Genomic DNA, 15067 nt, shown 5'->3' with positions numbered 1-15067 from the left:
TATGGAAATGAAAAAGTGGTTATTAGCAGCAACTTTGGCGGCAACAGCTGCATCAGGTGTCGCTCAAGCGAAAGAATGGAAAACAGTTCGCTTTGGTATTGAAGGTGCATATCCTCCGTTTAGCTGGACAGAGGCCGACGGCTCTTTGAAAGGCTTCGATGTTGATATGGCGAACGCTTTGTGTCAGGAAATGAAAGTGGAATGTAAGATCGTCCCACAAGACTGGGATGGCATTATCCCTTCACTTCTTGCGCGCAAGTACGATGCGATCATCGCAGCAATGTCTATCACTGAAGAGCGCAAGAAAAAAGTCGACTTCACTGGTAAGTATGCTCAGATCCCTAACAAATTCATCGCTAAAAAAGGCGCTGGCCTTGATTTTGACAACTTAGACGGTCAAAAAATTGCGGTTCAACGTGCCACTACGCACGACAAATACCTGACTGATAACTACGGCGATAAAGTAGAAATCGTTCGTTACGGCTCTTTCGATGAAGCTTACCTAGATCTTGCAAACGGTCGTGTTGTCGCTGTTTTGGGTGATGCTTCTGCGTTAGAAGAAGGCGTACTGAATAAAGACGGTGGTGAAGGTTATGAGTTTGTTGGCCCTGCACTGATGGATCCGAAGTGGTTTGGCGAAGGTATGGGTATTGCTGTACGTAAGCAAGACAAAGACCTAACTCAAAAGCTAGATGCAGCTATCGTTTCTCTGCGTGAGAAAGGTGTTTACCAAGAAATCGCAGCGAAATACTTTAAATACGACGTTTACGGCCAGTAAGCGTTGTTAAGCGGTCGTTGGCTCTTGTTCCGAGGAGTAGTAGTCAACGACCGATTTTATAAAGTTTAGGGATCAGGAACTTACCTATGCTGGATCTACAAGGATATGAAGCCTCGATTTTAAAAGGGGCCGTAGTCACCATTGAAGTCGCGTTATTATCATTAATACTCGCGATGATTTTAGGCATGCTTGGTGCGTTAGCCAAGATGGCTCCGTATCGCTGGGCCAGAGCCATTGCGACACTCTATACCACAGTGATTCGTGGTATTCCCGATTTAGTTCTTATGATGCTGATTTTCTTCGGCGGACAAATCCTGCTTAACAATAGTTTATATGCAATTAATGAAACTCTGAATGAGTGGTTTGCCTCTAGCGATCCTAGTCATGAATGGACGTCATATTTACCTGATTACATCGACGTGAGCCCATTTATTGCAGGTGTTCTCACCATAGGTTTTATCTTTGGTGCCTACATGGCAGAAACCTTCCGTGGTGCAATTATGGCAGTGGACAAAGGTGAACTCGAAGCTGCCAAAGCATACGGCATGAGCTCGGTAATGGCGTTTAGACGTATTTTGTTACCGCAAATGGTTCGCCACGCATTGCCTGGTTTTGGTAACAACTGGCTTGTTTTGCTCAAGACAACAGCGCTTGTCTCGATCATCGGTCTTGAAGATATGGTACGAGTGAGCTCTCTTGCAGCAGGTTCAACCAAGATGCCGTTTACCTTCTACATGGCCGTTGCGATTATTTTTCTGTTCTTTACCAGTGTTTCAACTGGCTTTTTGAAGATCATCGAACGCAAATTCAGTATTCACGCGAGGTAAAAGGATGGACTTTTCGTTAATTGTTGAAAGTTTACCAATCTATTTAGAGGGTCTTTGGACCACCGTTTGGCTCGTGTCACTGGCACTGGTGATTGGTCTTTTTGTTGCGATTCCTTTGGGCGTTGCCCGTAACAGTGATAACTATCTGCTTAATGGGCCTAGCTGGGCGTTTATATACTTTTTCCGCGGCACGCCACTTTTAGTCCAGCTTTATTTGATCTATTACGGTATGGACCAGTTTATTGCGGTCAAAGGTACCTTGTGGGAGCATGCTTGGTTCTGTGCCTTAGTGGCTTTTGTGCTTAATACTTCCGCTTATACCGCAGAGATCATTCGTGGTGCAATCAACGGTTTACCAAAAGGTGAAGTGGAAGCTGCCAAAGCTTATGGCATGAGTGCGTTTATGACGTACCGTCGTGTTATTTTGCCAAGTGCGTTACGTCGCGCATTACCTGCTTACAGTAATGAAGTGATTTTCATGCTGCATGGTAGTGCGGTTGCAGGGATTGTGACCATTGCCGATCTAACGGGTGCCGCACGTCTGGTCAATTCACGCTACTACGCACCGTTTGAATCCTTCTTAACGGCAGGCCTGTTCTACATGGGACTGACATTTATTATTCTGATGTGTTTTAAAGCAGCAGAAAAACGTTTCCTAGCCTATTTAAGACCATTAAGTTAAGTCATCGAAATACAAAAAAGGCTTCCCGCGGGAAGCCTTTTTACTTTTCTAAATTGAGAATACTCAATATCAGCTTAAGATAATCAGTATCGTACCGGCTAAGGTCATCAGTATATTGGCGATGGCGTAGGTGCCCGCATAACCAAGCGCCGGAATGGTTGATTTCGCATAGTCATTGACGATATCCATCGCAGGAGCGCAAGTCCGTGCGCCAATGATGGCGCCAAACAGCAGTGCGCGGTTCATTTTTAATAGGTAAGCGCCAACTAGGTAAGCGACGACGACTGGCACCACACTGACTAAAAACGCCAAACCAATGACCTGTGGGCCAACCTGTGACAGGTGGTCAAACATTTTTCCACCCGCACTTAAGCCGATTCCGACCATAAAGAACATCAAGCCAAGATCTTTGACCATGTTCAGTGCCCCTTGGGGAACATAGCCAAATGTAGGGTGATTCGCGCGTAAAAACCCCAGTGTGATTCCGGACAGAAGTAGGCCGACAGCATTACCTAAACCGAAGGACACTTGACCAAATGTCATGGTAATTAAACCAAACAGCACACCGAGGATGAAAAAACTACAGAAGGCCAGTAAATCCGCCATTTGACTGTGAATCGAGATAAAACCGATCTTCTCAGCGAGACCATGAACTCGACTCTTTTCGCCACTAACTTGCAGTACATCCCCTTTGGCCAACACGATATCTAGGTCCATCGGCATTTCAATTTGTGCACGAACAACACGGTTAAGGAAACAGCCATACTCTGATAAGTTGAGATCAGAGAGACGCTTTCCAGCAATCGCGTCACTTTTTACTACGATCTCTTCTTCTGCGATTCGTAGGTCAAGTAAGTTTCGGTCAAACACTTCTTTACCATTACGAAAGCTTGGGTCGAGGCGAGCGTGGCTATCAGGAAAGCCAACGAGGGCAATTTCGTCGCCCTCTTGTAATATGGCGTCACCGTCTGGGTGGGCTAAAATACCGTTGCGGCGGATACGCTCGATGTAACACCCAGTCTGACGATAGATCCCCAGCTCGCGTAGGTTCTTGCCATCTGTCCAGTTAATCAGCTCTTGTCCGACGCGATAAGCACGAATAATGGGGAGGTAAACTTTACGCTGCCCAGAGCTGCCAAGCCCCCGTTCTTTAGCTATTTGCTGCGCAGAATCTGACAAATTCTGTTTTTGTAGTTTAGGCAGTAGCTTTGCAAACATAATCATACTAATAAGGCCAATCAGATAGGCCATAGCATAACCGACCGAAAGGTTTTCAATTACCTGCTCAAATGCCATATTGCGTGGGATTGTAGCTAAACCTGAGTTCAGGGCATCTTGGGCTCCCACTAATACCGGAGTTGAGGTGAGTGCACCCGCCATCATTCCAGCCGAAAGACCAAAATCGAGCCCAAGGTAGTGGGACGAAAAGTAGGTAATTGACAAGGCCGTAACGAGTACCACCAGGCTTAAAATAAAGTAGTGTTTTCCATCTCGGAAAAAGATACCAAAGAAGTTTGGTCCCGCTTCAATGCCTACACAGTAGATAAATAGCATGAAACCAATAGTGAGAGCGTCCGCATTAAAGGTGAAGCCAAGGTGGCCCATAATTAATGAGGTAATTAGGACTCCGATTGAGTTACCTAACTGTAGGCTTCCAAAGCGGATCTTGCCGATCGCTAAACCAATAGCAAGCACGACAAAAATGAGCAAAATGGGGTTTTGTTCTAGCAAAAGTACTACGTCAATATTCACGGGCGATTCTTGTATTGCGGCCGAGGGTGGTTGTATGCGCGAATTGTATCTGAATATGACTAAAAAATAAGTGAAATATTTTATATTTTACTATTAGTTTACACAGGGTGTCGTTAACCGTTGACTATTCTATTAGTTTTATAAGGTTTCAGCGTTGCGAGAGGCAGCCAATCAAGCGCGGATTGGGCGAGTCTAGTGAGTCGTTTAGTCATCCCGATCACGACAATTTCTTCTAAGAAGTTGCTCTTAAATGAGCTTTTTACATCGATACCACTTCCATTTCGTTATTTTGCATTCAGCAAGTTGGGACACTTTTTAACGCTAAAGCTATGGAACAATTCTCATCATAACTGGTGGAGAGCAGTCATCGCCTTTTTTGTCAAAGATGAAGATTGAGCGCTATAAAAAGTAAGGGAGAGATTGTGAAAACAAATTTACTCGTGGCTATGTCTGTAGTGATGTCATTGATATCAAGTGACATTTTAGCTGCAAGACAAGGACTGTCAGGAAGTGTTGGGGCCGTAGCTATTTACAATGAAATTCAAAGTAACCTAAACACTGGAGATGACAATAGACTTTCATCACTAAACCATGAGGGGAATCGCGTAGTAACTAGCAACCTTATTCCGTTAGGTCAGGTTCGTTATCAAATCAATGATCATCAAATATTTGTTGGTCAAAATGAGGATACTTTTGTTCGAGGCGTGCTTGCTCTCGAAATTGGCTATACAAATCAATGGAACAGCGCATCATCGCTGACCGTCGCAGTCGCGCCAACATTAGTCACGGGAGAAGTATGGGCTAACCCGTATTTACTTAATAACGCAAGAGAGAAAACCGATATCAAGGGTAATGTATATCGGTTGAAATTCGAACACCACTACATGTCGTTGAATCTAGCTTATTATGACCGGGAGGTTGGAAGAGAAATGACACCAAATAGCTTACTCAATCGAGATGGCAATGGTTATTTTTCCAACATTTCATTCCCCATTCCCTTTTCAGCCGATGTTTTCATTGAACCAAGCCTTTTTTATCAAATAGACAGTGCACAAGGTAAAGCCAATGCGTTCGATAAATTAGGTGTAGGGCTAAGCGCGACATTATTTGTCCATCCTTATACTTTCGTCATTGATAGTCGACTTTCGACCAGTGAATACGATGCGAAGCATCCCATCTTCGAAAAAATCAGGGAGGAAGATAGGTTTCACTTAAGTCTGTCATTCGAAGAGGTAAACATTTTGGGATTTGATCAAGTCAGTTTTGTTAGTCAGTTGGCTTATGAGCAGTCACAGTCAAACATTGCGTTTTACAATCAGCAAGAGTTCACTATTCTTTTGGGCGGCTTGTATCGTTTTTAATCTATTGTGGAAGAGTGATTATTAATATGAGAATCATAAAGTTAGAGTCGTTAATGGTTTTCTTGGTTCTCCTGTGTTGGAGTGAAGTGTCTTTGGCGAATGTGACTGAGCAGCGGCTGAGTTTTGAACATGACGGCTACACACTTAGTGCTTATTTCAAATCGCCGAGTGACGCACACAAGGTTAAAGGCGTGGTGTTTTTTATATCAGGTGATGGTGCGACGCCATATGATGCTGATGGTTACTATGATGAAATTTGGCAAGTGTTTCTAGATGCTGGTTATGCAGTCTTTAGCTGGGACAAACCTGGCGTCGGTCAATCGGGCGGCAACTGGCTTAAGCAATCAATGTTGAATAGGCAAAGTGAGGTGCGTAGCGCGATTAGTTTCGTAAAGAAACACTATCCGGATAAGGCTCAAACCATTGGTGTGATGGGGTTTAGTCAGGCTGGATGGGTCGCTCCCGCATTGATGCGAAATAATCCAGATATCAGTTTTATGGTTGGAGTTGGCTATGCGATGAACTGGTTGGATCAAAGTTGGTATATGACAAAAATTAAATTGCAACGTGAAAAGGCCAGCTCTGCTCAGTTTCGTCACGCGAGACAGAGGCATCAACAAGAGCGGTTGTTTTGGAAAGAGCGTCCAAGTTATGCCAACTATGTAAAGCTGTTTGCTGATGAAAAAGCGGTAATGAGTGAAGAACGCTTCAACTTTGTTAGAAAAAATGTCTGGTCAGATGCAACAAAGGATTATTTGAACATCAAGCAACCAATACTGATTTTACTCGGTGACAATGATGTGTATGTCGATGTTATGGATACCTACAATGAGCTAACGTTAATCTACAACGGGCAAGATAACGCCATGATTAAAATTATCCCTGATGCGACTCATGGTTTACTCAAATACCCTGAATTCGACGATGAGAATAATGACTTAATATCTCTGGTTAAGTTATTGTTGCTCGGTAAGCGTGCTTACGCGCCAGACTTTTTCACGACACTTTCAGCTTGGCTTGAGAAACTCGACAGCGAAACACCATGAAAAAGAGCATTTTAGCCAGCGCTTGAATCGATCCATCAAAAGCGCTTTGCTTTGCGTCTCGTTTTGGGAATACAGCATGAAATGGGTTTGATTTTAATCGGTGGTCGGGCGATAGTAATTCGGTCTTCCTGTTAAAGTCATTGTCTATGCCTGATCATGTCAAGCCAGTGTTTAAGTTGGTGCCCGAAATTGCGTTATTAGCGTCATTACCGAAGCACCTAAAAAAACGCTTTGTCCTTGCCTTGAAAAAGATGCACGAAGAACCAAGTGAGTCTCGGTCATGGGAAAATATTGCCGCCGATAGTGCGATTTCTCCCTATCATTTCCACCGCCAATTTACCGAGTTGTTTCATGAGACTCCGGGCCAATATATGAGTCGCTTGCGCCTTCAGCTCGCGGTTAACTTGTTGCTCAATGATCACCCTATCTCTGTTCTGGAGATTGCCCAACACTGCGGCTTTACCACCTCTCAGGCTTTAGCTAAGGCGCTAAAAAGAGAGTTGGGGCTTACTGCTAAGCAAATTCGAAAAATAGGTACTGAGTCTACACCTCGTGAGACCTCGGACTTTATCGCAAAACTTGCTCATCCAGGCTTACATTATTCTGTTGAAACTGAGCTGGCAAAGTCGATACCAATGGAACAAGTTTGGTATCCCAAAAGAGGCATGAAAAAAATTGCTCTGGATAATCCAGATTGGGATAGAGTATTTGCAAAGTATGGTCATCGATCAGTGCGTTTATTAGGCGCAACACCTATAAACCAACTTGAGAAGAGCTGGAGTCACATTGAAACTGTTATTGGTGATTGGCAAGTGGATCACGCGCGATACGATTTTATTATCCCCGAAGGATATTACCTGTGCGCTGAGGTTTACTTGCTCTCTGATATTGCTTACAGCACCGCACTTGAAGCCTTGTTCGATATTGCGGAACAACAGCAATTAGAGATTGATGAGCGTGCTTTTTTGGTTGAAATGATTCGTGATATTGAACCGACGTTAACGGGGGGAGTGACGTTTTCGTTTCAACTCCCTATTCGTTGATTAACCTTTTGTGCTATGGCAGTGCGTATGGCAATTCGTCACAAGCAACAAAAAAGCCGCGATAATCGCGGCTTTCACTGAGCAGTCTGGTCTTATTCGTCGAATAGACCAAGATGTTCTTTTGCGTACGCTTCGAATTCGTCGCAGCCACCGATATGATCTTGATCGATGAAAATTTGAGGGACGGTTTCTACAGGTTTGCCGACAGTTTTCTCAAGATCTGCTTTAGAAATTCCTTCCGCATGGATATCTACATAACGGTAGTTGAAATCATCGCGTTTTGCTTTCAGTGTTTCTGCGTGCTCTTTTGCACGAACACAGAAAGGACAAGCTGGGCGACCAAAGATAACTACGAACATATTGTTTTTCTCCTGTATTTTGTTACCTGCAACTATGCCCGAATCATAAACGGAAATAAAGTGGCAATTGCCTGTTAGTTTAATAGGTGAAATCTATCGACTAAAAATTGAACCTTTACTGGCCAGGCGGCGTATTTTTAAATGTGCTTTAGCTCTATAAAGACGCAATAAAATAAGGGTTAATACCAACAAGTTGCACTGAGTCAATTTTATTCTTTTACGGAAAAGGCAAGCTATTACTACGCCAGTGACAGGGAGTGTATCTAGCATGTTTCAGTTTATGACCTCCACTCGAATTATATTTGGAGAAGGTGCTTTGGAGCGCTCTTTGTCGGTACTCAACCAATTTGGCTATAGTGTCCTTTTAGTTAGCGGCAAAAATCTTCAACGCTCAGCACTCGTCATCGACTACTTGAATCATCAAAATATGCGTTACCAACACGTAGCCATTCGCGGTGAGCCTAACATTACCATGGTTGAAGAAGTGGCGTTGGTTGGGCGAAAATTCAAGCCTGATATGGTGGTTTCCATTGGTGGTGGCAGTGTGCTCGATATGGGTAAAGCGTTGGCAGCGGTTATTCCCAACCAAGGCGATGTGTATGATTATGTCGAAGTCGTCGGCAGGAATGTACCGCTTAAAGCAAAGCCCATCCCTTTTATCGCCATTCCCACCACGGCGAGTACTGGTTCTGAAGTAACACGCAATGCGGTACTGCGTTCGGGGCAAGATCGAGTTAAGGTCAGTCTACGTAGTCCAGAAATGCTCGCGGATGTTGCGATTGTTGATCCCAGATTAACTTATGGCACTGATACACAAACCTCAGCGCGCGGTGCTATGGATGCCTTTACTCACTTAATGGAAGCCTATGTGTGTGGCGAGCCGAATCCATTGACCGATATGATTTGTGAAGAAGGTTTGCGTAAACTGAGCGGTGCTATCATGAAAGGTTGTCTTGAGGATGATCCACAAGCGCGTAGCGATCTCTCTTTTGCCGCTATGCTCGGCGGAATGGCAATGACCAATGCTAAGCTCGGAGCCGCACATGGATTGGCGTCAGCATTAGGTGGTAAGCTTCATGCGCCGCACAGTATCATTACAGCCCAACTTGCGCCTTATGTGATGCAAGAAAACATCAGGGCCGCGACACTTGCTGGCCGAGACGATATCCTCAATCGTTATGAAAAACTGGCGCAAATTCTCACTGGCCGTGTGAATGCACACCGAGACGATGGAATATTGTGGGTTAATATGATGCTCGATAAGCTGCCACTGCCGAAGCTCAATAGCTTTGGAGTATGCAGTACATCGTTTGAGTCTGTCGCCCAAGATGCATTGAAATCGGTCGCGATCAAAGGCAACCCGATACCACTGACTATCCAACGCTTGATGTATATATTAGATCAGGTCTGTCAATGTGGTGGGGAGTGTCAGCAAGGTGAACAACTCGAATCAAGCTCTAAAGCAGATATCATTCACCAAGGTTATCGTCAGGATGAAGGGCGGCTGCAAAGTAGCGAATAAAAAAGGAGCACTTGTGTGCTCCTTCGTCATTTATAGCTGTGAAAGTTTATCGTAGCGAGAATCTTTCAACACATCTTTTACACGCTTTAAGTTCTCACGAAATCCAGAACCACGACGAAGCGTAAAGCCTGTTGCGAGGACATCGATGACCGTCATTTGAACAACGCGACTTGCCATCGGCATGTATACGTCGGTATCTTCTGGCACATCGAGTGATATAGACAACGAGCTTGCTTTATCAAGAGGTGAGTCTTTAGCAGTAATTGCAATCACTGTTGCGCCGTTTTCACGCGCGAGATTGGCAATTTCCACTTGGCTCTTCGTCCGACCAGTATGCGAGATCAGTACGATAACATCGTTATCAGTACAGTTAATGCAACTCATGCGTTGCATTACGATATCTTCAAAACAGGTAATCGGAATGTTAAAGCGAATAAATTTGTTTTGTGCATCTTTCGCAACCGCCGACGAGGCACCTAAGCCAAAGAACGAAATTCGTTTTGCTTGAGTTAGCAGATCAACGGCACGATTAACTTGCATCGGGTCAAGGCTATTTTTAGCCACGTCGAGGCACGCCATGGTCGATTCGAAAATCTTGTGCGTGTATGCGTCAGGGCCATCATCTTCTTCAACGTTACGGTTTACATATGGCGTTCCGTTGGCAAGACTTTGTGCTAAGTGCAGCTTGAAGTCGGGGAAGCCTTTAGTATCTAAACGGCGGCAAAAACGATTAACAGTAGGCTCACTTACATCAGCCATTTTGGCTAGCGTAGCAATACTAGAATGGATAGCAGTCTGCGGTGAAGCCATGATTACTTCGGCTACTTTTCGCTCGGACTTACTAAAGTTTTCTAGGTTTTTTTGAATTTTTTCTAATGTATTCATAGTGTTCACGAGGGTATAGAGAACAACTCACTGGATATACCCAAAATGAAAAAGGGTAACAAACTGTTTCCCAAAGGGTAAGTGCAATCCAGCGCCATAGGGCCAGTATAAACCTAAGCAAAAGATTTACGACAACTTTTCTGTCAAGCAATTAGTCATTCTATGACAAGCCTCAAACAAAATTTTGTTTAAACTACAGAATTGATTTCTAAAGTTGGATAAATTTTTGTTTTGAGGCTTAAGTTGATAGACAAATTACAATATTTCAGAAATAAAATTTCAGACTGAATTGTCAGCGCTGAATATCTGTTCCACTGTGTGATTGATTTGCGCCATCAGCTTTGGTGCTTGCTGAGCAATTTCACGTTGCTGTTGCAAAATGTGGTTTAGAATGTCGCAGCCCGTCAATGGATTGGCTAGCACCACGCGGAATACAATAGTGTTCAAATGATCCCACTTAGCAGGGTTGAGGCGCGTTCTCGATACAAACGATTTTCCCGTTTCTCGTTGGCGTTTTTGAATGAATTTGGTCAGTTCATTGAGCAGTTCATTGAGTGTTACTCGATGTTCACCTTGAGCTTTTTCCAGTGCATTTTGCACTCGTTGAGGAACGTAGCGGTAAGTGAGCAGGCATAACTCTGGCTGCGAGACTAATTCGAAGTCTTCTTGCTGACCGATTAAGTTGGCAAAATAGTTGGCTTTGTCGATGCTCTGATCGATAAGAAGCTCATAACCAGGTCGGCTAATGATATGCATTGCAGCATAGACTAACATCGCCATGCCAGATCGTGAACCCTCTAGGGTATGACTACCAAGATCTTTAGACCCTTTACGCAAGATATATTGCGCATGGTGTTCAATGGATTTCATCGCGTCAGGCTGTTTGAACAATACCATTCCAGCGCCCATTGGGATGTAGAGCTGTTTATGGGCATCAATCGTGACGGAATCAGCCAACTCGACGCCGGCTAGTAAATGGCGGTAATTGTTCGACATCAGTGTTGCACCGCCCCAAGCCGCATCCACATGAAAATGGCAATTTTCTTGCTGACAAACTTTTGCAATGGCTTGCAGAGGGTCGATGTTACCGGTTTCAGTGGTTCCTGCCACACCGATGACTGCAAAAGGTTTGATGTTGTTAGCTTTTAACTCGGTGATGCGCTGAGCAAGTGCCTCTGGGCAGATGCGGTTTTGGTTATCGGTTTTGACGGCAACTAAACCTTCTTGACCTATACCAAGAACGTCTGCGGCTTTTTTAAGCGAGTAGTGACCACGTTCGGAGACTAATACAGCAAGACCTTCATAACCATAATGCTTCATGGCTTTGAATAGACCTTCTTTTTCTACCCCTTGGAAGTCACCCTGTGCTTTTAATGCATTGTTACGCGCAACCCATAGAGCGGTAATATTAGCAATGGTTCCGCCTGAGCAAAATGCGCCTAACGAGTGATTGGCGCTGTGCATCCACTGGGCGTAAAAGCTATCATCTCGACCGTAAATAAGACGATGGAGCATACCGAGCACTTGACGCTCTAGTGGCGTAAAGGCTTTTGATGTTTCAATTTTCACCAAGTTTTGATTGAGCGCGATCATGATTTTCGACAACGGCATTAAGAAATACGGTAGCGCTGACGTCATGTGGCCGATAAAGCTTGGGGCAGAAGTATGAACGGATTGCGAGACAAGTGTATCGAGCAAGTGTTGGGTATGATCCGAGACAAATTCTGGTTTTTCAGGGATAGTGGCGTTGGAAAAATCTTTTTCGATATCTCGAAGCGGTTTCTCTTCGGCAACAATATGATCACGCAAAAACTCGTTTAAGTTGCGTGATAGCTTTTCTTCAATCTGGGTTAACGTTGAGTCCGGCCCTTCAGGTACTGTGAATATGCGCAATAAGCTCTCAAAATTCACATCAGCCGTTTTATGTTCCGTTATCATACAGCGACTTTGCTCTAATCATCTTTCTTGCAAGCGGGACAATCTAAACGAAAACGGGAACAATGTCCCGTCTTAATTAACGAATCTTAATATTTTCAAGTGACAAATACTACTGGCAAAAAAAGTGTTTCTATTGACAGTTGATCATTTCAAGTTGTTGAATTGACTTGTTATATCGTTTCAATGCCGCATCTATTTTTGTCGGGTGACTGAGTAAATCTGCAAACGCAGAGCGCAGTTCGTAGTTCTTCTCATGCGGTTGAGATTGACGGTCGCTAAAGGTCGTCTGCGCCAACTTGCCTAACTCATCGCTGCGTGATGAAAGCACTTTAATGTCTTTTTGTTCTAGTTGTAGCCAAGCTTCGACAGGCTGGTTGGTCGCCACTTTAGTTGGATCTTGTTTAAGGTAGTAATGCACAGCAGCTCGATTGAGCTCAAAGTGATGTTGACGACCTTGCAGGAACCATTCACTGACTTCACTCAGATCTGGATACTGTTGTGCTGTCAGCTGAGACAAGTCTTCATACCAGTGAAGCGAAGCATCGATATAGGCATCGTACTTTTGCGACAAACATTCGTTGTCAGTGGCAGAGGCGGTAAAAGCAGCGGCGCCAAGCAGCAGGGCAACAAGAGTACGTTTCATAGTGATTCCTTTTGAAGATAATTATTATAAGTGTGCTTTTATTGTTTTAGTGTTGATTAAAGTTAGTGGACTTAACCCGGCATAATATAGAGATTTTCGCTAATGATTCTGCGATCTAGCCTGCAAGAGAGACAAAGAATAACATCAAAACGGGTACCAAAAGACTTAATATAAATCCGCTAACAATGGCAATGGGTACACAGCGTACACCTCCTGTGGTTTGAATCACTGGTAGTGTAAAGTCCATTGCTGTTGCACCAGCATAACCGATTGAGGTGCAAGGTTTGTTGCGGATAAAGAGCGGGATTAAAACTAGGGCGATCAGCTCACGTAGCAACTCAATCATAAAAGAAGCACCGCCATAGACCGGACCAAACGCGTCGCCCATTAAAATTCCCGCGAGTGAGTACCAACCGAATCCAGATGCCATTGCTAGGCCCTGAAAAACATCAATTTGAAGTATTGTTGCAGAGATGACTCCGCCAATCATGGAGCTAGCAATAATGACTAGGGCAATGACCATTCCATGCTTATTGAGTAGTATCTGCCGCAGAGTTAAACCACTGTTGCGTAATTGAATACCAATAAAAAACAGCAGTAAAAACAATATCCATTCACTGGCGGTGTCTACCCAACTCAGGTCGAAAGGCAGCATAAGGCCGATCGCTAAGCCGCCGCCGACAACGATAATCAGCTTGGCAGATTCAAGTGCCATCGATGACAAAGGAAGCTTGGTATTACTTGCATCGGTTTGGATCGGTAGCCACTTATCAATCAGCGGCAATACCGCTAAATTTGCTAGGCTTAAGCAGCTAAAAAAGACAGCGGTTGTCTTTAAGATTAACTGCAGGTTTTGGCCGAGATTATCCAAAGCGGCTAGGCTGAGTCCCATCAAAGCCAGAATGACATAGATTAGGTTCGCCGTTGCAGCATTGATTTTTTCAAGTACAGATGGTTTGGCAATAGAAATAAAGTACCCTACCACCAGTGGGGCAAAAATAAATATCATCCCTGAAAACATGGTAAATCCTATTTAGTGGTTAGAGGCCACTTGCGCGAATGAGTTCGTCTATCTGTGTGTTGAACTCAATATCACTTAAATTACTGAGTTTGTACAGTATATCGGCACCAGTAACGTCAAATTCAACGGTATGGTCGTCAATGTTTTCATCTTGACGACGGAACATAAGGATATGATTGGCGATACGAGCGACATCTAAGTAGCTGACGGCTACGTCAGATGAACTGATAGTTTGGTTAGAAGCCACTTCGAGGAAGTCTTGGTCAAAACCCCACGTGTCTAGCACCAACTTACTTGCATTAGAGCACTGTCGATCAAATATCTGGAAAGCGATATCTTCTGCTAGGTAGTTACCTTGTTCCAAGTAGTTGTGGTACTCGTTAACAATACAAAACAGGCCAATGTCAGCCAATAAACCAGTAAGGAGAGCTTTGTCGGTTTCAAGGTTGTTGTAGGTGGCTAATCCAGTCTCTTTAAAACCCTGAGTGACGAATACCATCGTTGCGGCCAACTCACGTGAATTGGCGGCACTTTGACTAAGGATTTTGTTGCACGAGTGAGTTAAGTTGACCGAATGCTTAAGTTGTTCAATAGCTTGGGCTGTCACGATGTCACGGACACGCAGAATACCCAAACGTGAAACCGCGGTCATTAAGTCAGTGCAGGTGATATTACGGCGATTGAATATCACTGAATTGGCAACGCGAACTACAATAGCGGCCAAGCCAGGGTCTTCAAACAGGCAATCAGCAACATCTGAGATAGTGGTGGTATCTTGGGTACAAAGTTGTTGAATCTTTAACACAACATCAGGGATCGGGGGTAGCGAGATCTTGTGGCTCTTGATTGAATTTTCAATCAAGCTAGAGAACTCGGATTCGATTCCTTTGATTAACAGGTCACCATTTTCTGGTAGCCAATAAAAAGAGAGGTGATTCATAGGATCTATACAATTATCATACTGTAAACAGTTTAACGTTTTCACCGATATATTAGCAATCACTAGATAGTATTAAATGATAATTTGTGTAGCGATTTATTTGCGCCATAAATCAAATTACGTCGGTTATGAAAAGTAATAGAGTGTGACATTAATCTCGATGTTCAGCTAATCCAATGCAATTGATGTGATATATGCACAGACTTAATTTGTTTCGTTAACTATCATTCGTACTACGCAATATCGCTTAAGCCTCGCAAAACAAAATAA

Annotated in this window: 14 protein-coding genes; 7 read left to right on the top strand and 7 right to left on the bottom strand. The window is 43.9% G+C overall.

What is annotated here, in order from left to right; translation table 11 throughout:
- The first annotated feature begins 7 nt into the window (after positions 1-7).
- From ViNHUV68_RS08805 to ViNHUV68_RS08795, 3 genes are all read left to right on the top strand, one after another.
- The gene (locus ViNHUV68_RS08805) at positions 8-778 is read left to right on the top strand and encodes an ABC transporter substrate-binding protein (RefSeq protein WP_038172687.1); all 771 of its coding nucleotides are present in this window, start codon (positions 8-10) and stop codon (positions 776-778) included.
- An 86-nt stretch (positions 779-864) separates the two neighbouring features.
- On the top strand, positions 865-1605 hold the full coding sequence (locus ViNHUV68_RS08800; protein WP_391087461.1) for an ABC transporter permease subunit: 741 nt from the start codon (positions 865-867) through the stop codon (positions 1603-1605).
- A 4-nt stretch (positions 1606-1609) separates the two neighbouring features.
- Entirely contained in the window at positions 1610-2287 is a 678-nt protein-coding gene (locus ViNHUV68_RS08795) for an ABC transporter permease (protein ID WP_038172683.1), read from the top strand.
- 69 nt (positions 2288-2356) lie between these two features.
- Here ViNHUV68_RS08795 and ViNHUV68_RS08790 read toward each other — a convergent pair whose 3' ends face one another.
- Entirely contained in the window at positions 2357-4039 is a 1683-nt protein-coding gene (locus tag ViNHUV68_RS08790) for an aspartate:alanine antiporter (RefSeq protein WP_391087457.1), read from the bottom strand.
- A 422-nt stretch (positions 4040-4461) separates the two neighbouring features.
- Between ViNHUV68_RS08790 and ViNHUV68_RS08785 the strand changes: the two genes are divergently transcribed.
- The 3 genes from ViNHUV68_RS08785 to ViNHUV68_RS08775 all read left to right on the top strand — a co-directional run bounded on the left by ViNHUV68_RS08785 (position 4462) and on the right by ViNHUV68_RS08775 (position 7489).
- Positions 4462-5400, top strand: coding sequence for a DUF2860 family protein (locus ViNHUV68_RS08785; RefSeq protein ID WP_157631108.1), 939 nt, complete (start codon positions 4462-4464; stop codon positions 5398-5400).
- 26 nt (positions 5401-5426) lie between these two features.
- Entirely contained in the window at positions 5427-6446 is a 1020-nt protein-coding gene (locus ViNHUV68_RS08780; protein ID WP_391087453.1) for a serine aminopeptidase domain-containing protein, read from the top strand.
- 146 nt (positions 6447-6592) lie between these two features.
- Positions 6593-7489: a helix-turn-helix domain-containing protein gene (locus ViNHUV68_RS08775; protein WP_391087450.1), complete on the top strand. Its 897-nt coding sequence runs from the start codon at positions 6593-6595 to the stop codon at positions 7487-7489.
- Between the two features lie 92 nt (positions 7490-7581).
- Here the strand turns inward: ViNHUV68_RS08775 and ViNHUV68_RS08770 are convergent, their stop codons facing one another.
- Positions 7582-7848: a GrxA family glutaredoxin gene (locus ViNHUV68_RS08770; RefSeq protein WP_009841803.1), complete on the bottom strand. Its 267-nt coding sequence runs from the start codon at positions 7846-7848 to the stop codon at positions 7582-7584.
- A 268-nt stretch (positions 7849-8116) separates the two neighbouring features.
- On the opposite strand from ViNHUV68_RS08770, the gene ViNHUV68_RS08765 reads away from it, so the two are divergent.
- Positions 8117-9370: an iron-containing alcohol dehydrogenase gene (locus ViNHUV68_RS08765; RefSeq protein ID WP_391087447.1), complete on the top strand. Its 1254-nt coding sequence runs from the start codon at positions 8117-8119 to the stop codon at positions 9368-9370.
- A gap of 30 nt (positions 9371-9400) precedes the next feature.
- Here the strand turns inward: ViNHUV68_RS08765 and ViNHUV68_RS08760 are convergent, their stop codons facing one another.
- From ViNHUV68_RS08760 to ViNHUV68_RS08740, 5 genes are all read right to left on the bottom strand, one after another.
- Entirely contained in the window at positions 9401-10255 is an 855-nt protein-coding gene (locus tag ViNHUV68_RS08760) for a MurR/RpiR family transcriptional regulator (protein WP_038172669.1), read from the bottom strand.
- Between the two features lie 279 nt (positions 10256-10534).
- A complete protein-coding gene (gene panP / locus ViNHUV68_RS08755) occupies positions 10535-12193 on the bottom strand; it encodes a pyridoxal-dependent aspartate 1-decarboxylase PanP (RefSeq protein ID WP_391087444.1) in 1659 nt (552 codons plus the stop codon).
- A gap of 130 nt (positions 12194-12323) precedes the next feature.
- Positions 12324-12836, bottom strand: a complete 513-nt coding sequence (locus ViNHUV68_RS08750) for a hypothetical protein (RefSeq protein WP_391087441.1) — start codon at positions 12834-12836, stop codon at positions 12324-12326.
- A 115-nt stretch (positions 12837-12951) separates the two neighbouring features.
- A complete protein-coding gene (locus ViNHUV68_RS08745; protein ID WP_391087438.1) occupies positions 12952-13857 on the bottom strand; it encodes a LysO family transporter in 906 nt (301 codons plus the stop codon).
- A 19-nt stretch (positions 13858-13876) separates the two neighbouring features.
- Complete coding sequence (locus ViNHUV68_RS08740) at positions 13877-14797, bottom strand: HDOD domain-containing protein (RefSeq protein ID WP_391087436.1); 921 nt, start codon at positions 14795-14797, stop codon at positions 13877-13879.
- Between the last annotated feature and the right edge of the window lie 270 nt (positions 14798-15067).

The sequence above is a fragment of the Vibrio sp. NH-UV-68 genome (assembly GCF_042940635.1).
Lineage (GTDB): Bacteria > Pseudomonadota > Gammaproteobacteria > Enterobacterales > Vibrionaceae > Vibrio > Vibrio pacinii.
This window is presented reverse-complemented; position numbering and strand designations above follow the sequence as displayed.

Excerpts from the sequence above, each read along its gene's own strand:
- ViNHUV68_RS08775 (WP_391087450.1), top strand. The coding sequence starts at position 6,593 with ATGCCTGATCATGTCAAGCCAGTGTTTAAGTTGGTGCCCGAAATTGCG.
- ViNHUV68_RS08805 (WP_038172687.1), top strand. The coding sequence starts at position 8 with ATGAAAAAGTGGTTATTAGCAGCAACTTTGGCGGCAACAGCTGCATCA.
- ViNHUV68_RS08760 (WP_038172669.1), bottom strand. The coding sequence starts at position 10,255 with ATGAATACATTAGAAAAAATTCAAAAAAACCTAGAAAACTTTAGTAAG.
- ViNHUV68_RS08765 (WP_391087447.1), top strand. The coding sequence starts at position 8,117 with ATGTTTCAGTTTATGACCTCCACTCGAATTATATTTGGAGAAGGTGCT.
- ViNHUV68_RS08770 (WP_009841803.1), bottom strand. The coding sequence starts at position 7,848 with ATGTTCGTAGTTATCTTTGGTCGCCCAGCTTGTCCTTTCTGTGTTCGT.
- ViNHUV68_RS08740 (WP_391087436.1), bottom strand. The coding sequence starts at position 14,797 with ATGAATCACCTCTCTTTTTATTGGCTACCAGAAAATGGTGACCTGTTA.
- ViNHUV68_RS08800 (WP_391087461.1), top strand. The coding sequence starts at position 865 with ATGCTGGATCTACAAGGATATGAAGCCTCGATTTTAAAAGGGGCCGTA.
- ViNHUV68_RS08750 (WP_391087441.1), bottom strand. The coding sequence starts at position 12,836 with ATGAAACGTACTCTTGTTGCCCTGCTGCTTGGCGCCGCTGCTTTTACC.
- panP (WP_391087444.1), bottom strand. The coding sequence starts at position 12,193 with ATGATAACGGAACATAAAACGGCTGATGTGAATTTTGAGAGCTTATTG.
- ViNHUV68_RS08795 (WP_038172683.1), top strand. The coding sequence starts at position 1,610 with ATGGACTTTTCGTTAATTGTTGAAAGTTTACCAATCTATTTAGAGGGT.
- ViNHUV68_RS08780 (WP_391087453.1), top strand. The coding sequence starts at position 5,427 with ATGAGAATCATAAAGTTAGAGTCGTTAATGGTTTTCTTGGTTCTCCTG.
- ViNHUV68_RS08745 (WP_391087438.1), bottom strand. The coding sequence starts at position 13,857 with ATGTTTTCAGGGATGATATTTATTTTTGCCCCACTGGTGGTAGGGTAC.